The sequence below is a fragment of the Acidovorax sp. LjRoot38 genome (assembly GCF_964252975.1).
Lineage (GTDB): Bacteria > Pseudomonadota > Gammaproteobacteria > Burkholderiales > Burkholderiaceae_C > Acidovorax > Acidovorax facilis.
Genome location: NZ_CAXUPT020000035.1, coordinates 1 through 3,519, shown reverse-complemented (window position 1 = coordinate 3,519; position 3,519 = coordinate 1). Strand labels below are relative to the sequence as shown.

The window sequence follows — 3,519 nt, the reverse complement described above, 5'->3', positions numbered from 1 at the left end:
GCAGCGTTATGCACAGCACGCAGTTATGGACAGTTGGCCAGTCTGAACGCGCCAGAGGCTGTGATCGCCCTGGTAGATCGCAAGGAGGCGGTGCCGTTGAACTGGACATAAGTTCGCAGTCGGCGCATGAATGGTGATCTCACAACTGGAGATCACCATGGACTTGATTCTTTCGATGCACCCGATGGCCAGGGCATGGCTGCTCGATGGCCCGCTGTCTTCATACGTCGGGGCGTTCCAGGCATTGCTGGAGCGCGGCCGGTACGCCGAAGGCAGCTCGGAGACTGCCCTTCGTGCCTGGTCGCACTTTGCCCACTGGATGGCGAAGTGCCAGGTATCTGCCGAACAGATCGACGAAGCCCTCGTCGAGCAGTTTCTGGATTCGCATCTGCCGCGCTGCGACTGCCATCCCGCGGCTCTGCGTACACGCAGCGGCTTGAGCGCCAGTCTCGGACACCTGCTCGCCTTGTTGCGGGAACAGCATGTCATCGTGGAACTGCCAGGCCCCAGCGGTCCCATTGCAGAAGAACTGAACCGTTACAACGTCCACATGCGCGACGCCCGCGGCCTGGCGATAGGCACGCGCGAGGATCGGCTGGTACTCGTAGGTCGTCTGCTGCAATGCAAGTTCGCGGGCAAGGCCATCGCCATCGGCGAGTTGCAGCCGGAAGACGTTCGCGGCTTCATCGCAACCGAGCTCACGCGGGTCAGCAGCGGGTCGCATTCCAGCGCGGTCACTGCTGCGCTGCGGGCCTACTTCCGATACCGCGGGACCTGCGGTGACGCAGTGAACAGCCTGCTCGGCGCTATCTCGTCGCCGGTGCGATGGAGCCAAGCATCGTTGCCGCGCGCGCTGACGACCGAGGAGGTCCAGCGCCTCGAAGCGCATTGCGCCGAGGCCAAGCGGGCTCCGCTGCGCCTGCTGGCCATGGTGCGCCTGGCCTTGGATCTCGGACTGCGCGTGGGCGAGATCGCCAAGCTGGAGATCGGCGACTTCGATTGGCGTGCCGGAACGGTGACCTTGAAGCGAACAAAGTCCCAGCGCCAGGATGTCCTACCGCTGCCGGTGCTCACCGGGCAGGCTCTGGCGGAGTACATGAGACACGAGCGGCCCGCAACCACGCTGCCATCGCTGTTCGTCCGTCGGTTGGCGCCACACGACAAGCCCATCGGCGTCGATGCAGTGAGCCAGGCAATCGGGCGTGCCCTGCGAGGTGCCGGCATCTCACGCGGTTGCCATTCGTTGCGTCACACGCTGGCCTGTCGCCTGGTCAACAGCGGCAGTTCGATCAAGGAGGTCGCCGATGTGCTTCGGCATCGATCGCTGGACACCTCGTTGATCTACGCCAAGCTCGACTTGCAACTGCTTGCCGAGGTCGCTCTGCCTTGGCCTGGGAGTGCATCATGAGCGCCGCAGCATCGGCGAACATCGACCTCACCGCCAAGGTGGAGCAATACCTGACTGAACGCCTGCGCCTCGGGTTCAAGCCGTGCTCCTCTGATCTCGCTGTGCGCAGCTTCACTCGCTTCATGGTCGGAGAGGGACGCGACATCGCGTTGACGGTAGACGTGATGGTCCAGTGGGCGCACCAGGTACAGCCTCGGTATCTCGTGGGCGGCCGGGCCAATGTCGACACGGCAGCGCGCCGACTGGCAACGCTGCGCCCCTTCATGCGCTGGCTCCAGCAGTTCGATCCGACTGTCGAAGTTCCTGACGATTCCAGCTTCGGTCCGATCCCGCGCCGCGTGGCGCCTCACATCTACAGCGAAGCCGAGATCGCGGCATTGATCGTCGCTGCCCGCCGACTCGGCCCCTCGGATGGCCTTCGTGCCACCACCTATGCAACGCTGTTCGGTCTGATCGCATCGGCCGGGCTTCGGGTCTCTGAAGCGATCAACCTGGCCGACTCGGATGCAGATCTGGACGGCGGCATCCTGACCATACAGCAGACCAAGTTTGGCAAGTCCCGCATGGTGCCGCTGCACCCCAGCGTGATCGGTCCGATGGCAGCCTACCGGGCCTTGCGCCGCCAGTACGTGCCTGCGAAGCCGCAGATGACATTCTTCGTGGGCTCGCGTGGCGTGCACCGGGGTGAACCGCTGGGAGATCGGCAGGTGCATCGAGTGTTCTGTCAGCTGCGCGAGCAATTGGGTTGGATCGATCGCGGCGGCCATGGCCGACCGCGGGTGCATGACCTGCGCCATAGCTTCGCCGTGAGACGGATGATCCTGTGGCACCAGCAGGGAGCGAACCTTGACCAACGAATGCTGGCCCTGTCCACGTACATGGGCCACATCAATATCTCCAGCACGTACTGGTACCTGAGCGGCGTGCCGGAGTTGATGGCGTTGGCCGGCGCTCGATTCGAACACTTCGCCGACGTCGCGGAGAACGACGATGAGTAGTTCTGAACACCGCAAGCCCGCTCCGCCGAGCTTCGCGACGCTGGTCCAGTCCTTCTTCGCCGAGCACCTGACGCAGCAGCGCGCGTTGAGCCCGCAGACCGTTGCGGCCTATCGGGACGCGTTCGTGCTGTTCCTGGACTTCGCCCAGGCGCAACTGCACAAGACGCCCACGACGCTGTCGCTCGCCGACCTGACGCCCGCGCTGATCCTGGACTTCCTCGATCATCTCGAACGCGATCGGCACAACACCGTTCGCAGCCGCAATGCGCGACTGGCCGCGCTGCGCTCGTTCCTGAAGTTCGCGGCCCGGCGAGACGTGACGGCACTTCAGGTCGTCGAGCAGGCGCTCGGCGTGCCGATGAAGCGCTTCGAGCGGCCGATGTTCGAGTTCCTGACACGCGAGGAGATGCTGGCCGTGATCGGCGCGCCAGGAGCGGATTGGATGGGCCAGCGAGACAAGCTGCTGCTGGCCCTGCTGTACAACACCGGTGCCCGCGTGTCGGAGGCAATCGGCGTAAAAGTGGGCGACGTCGTGCTGGCACCCGCCGCCTGCGTGCATCTGCATGGCAAGGGACGCAAGCAGCGGTCGGTGCCGCTCTGGCGATCGACGGTCAAGGTGATCCGCGCCTGGCTGAAGTTCAACCCGGACCTGACTCCCACGTCGGCGCTGCTGCCCAACCGTGGCGGACAGGCGATGACGCGGTCCAACGTGACGCAGCGCCTGGCATTGGCCGTCAAGAAAGCCGCGCTCACGACGCCGAGCCTGGCCGGAAGAACGATCTCTCCACACTGCCTGCGTCACTCGACCGCCATGCACCTTCTGCAGTCGGGCGTGGAAATCAGCGTGATCGCTCTGTGGCTCGGACACGAGAGTCCGGCGACAACGCATCAGTACATAGAGGCCGATCTCGCCATGAAGGAAAAGGCACTGGCCAGGCTTCAGGATCCCAATGTGGTCCCACAGCGGTTCCGGGCAGAAGACGATCTGTTGAAGTTCCTCAAGACCTTGTGATTACGTGAAGTTCAAAGACGCGACCGCAGCCCTCTTGCGAGGGCGGCGACGCCGCGCTGCCGGACCAACTGTGCATAACTGCGTGCTGTGCATAACGCTGC

3 protein-coding genes are annotated in these 3,519 nt (G+C 64.1%); all 3 read left to right on the top strand.

Annotated features, from left to right (window positions below; translation table 11 throughout):
* Positions 1–157 precede the first annotated feature (157 nt).
* Genes ACSQ22_RS26200 through ACSQ22_RS26190 form a run of 3 tightly spaced genes read left to right on the top strand, consistent with a single transcriptional unit; the run spans position 158 to position 3,418 of the window.
* Positions 158–1,408: a site-specific integrase gene (locus tag ACSQ22_RS26200; RefSeq protein ID WP_235516236.1), complete on the top strand. Its 1,251-nt coding sequence runs from the start codon at positions 158–160 to the stop codon at positions 1,406–1,408.
* Positions 1,405–2,406 carry a tyrosine-type recombinase/integrase gene (locus ACSQ22_RS26195; protein WP_436131952.1) on the top strand — a complete coding sequence of 334 codons (1,002 nt, stop codon included), beginning with the start codon at positions 1,405–1,407 and terminating at the stop codon, positions 2,404–2,406. Before ACSQ22_RS26200 ends, ACSQ22_RS26195 begins: the two co-directional genes overlap by 4 nt.
* Positions 2,399–3,418, top strand: coding sequence for a tyrosine-type recombinase/integrase (locus ACSQ22_RS26190; RefSeq protein WP_015012965.1), 1,020 nt, complete (start codon positions 2,399–2,401; stop codon positions 3,416–3,418). Before ACSQ22_RS26195 ends, ACSQ22_RS26190 begins: the two co-directional genes overlap by 8 nt.
* The last annotated feature ends 101 nt before the right edge of the window (positions 3,419–3,519 follow it).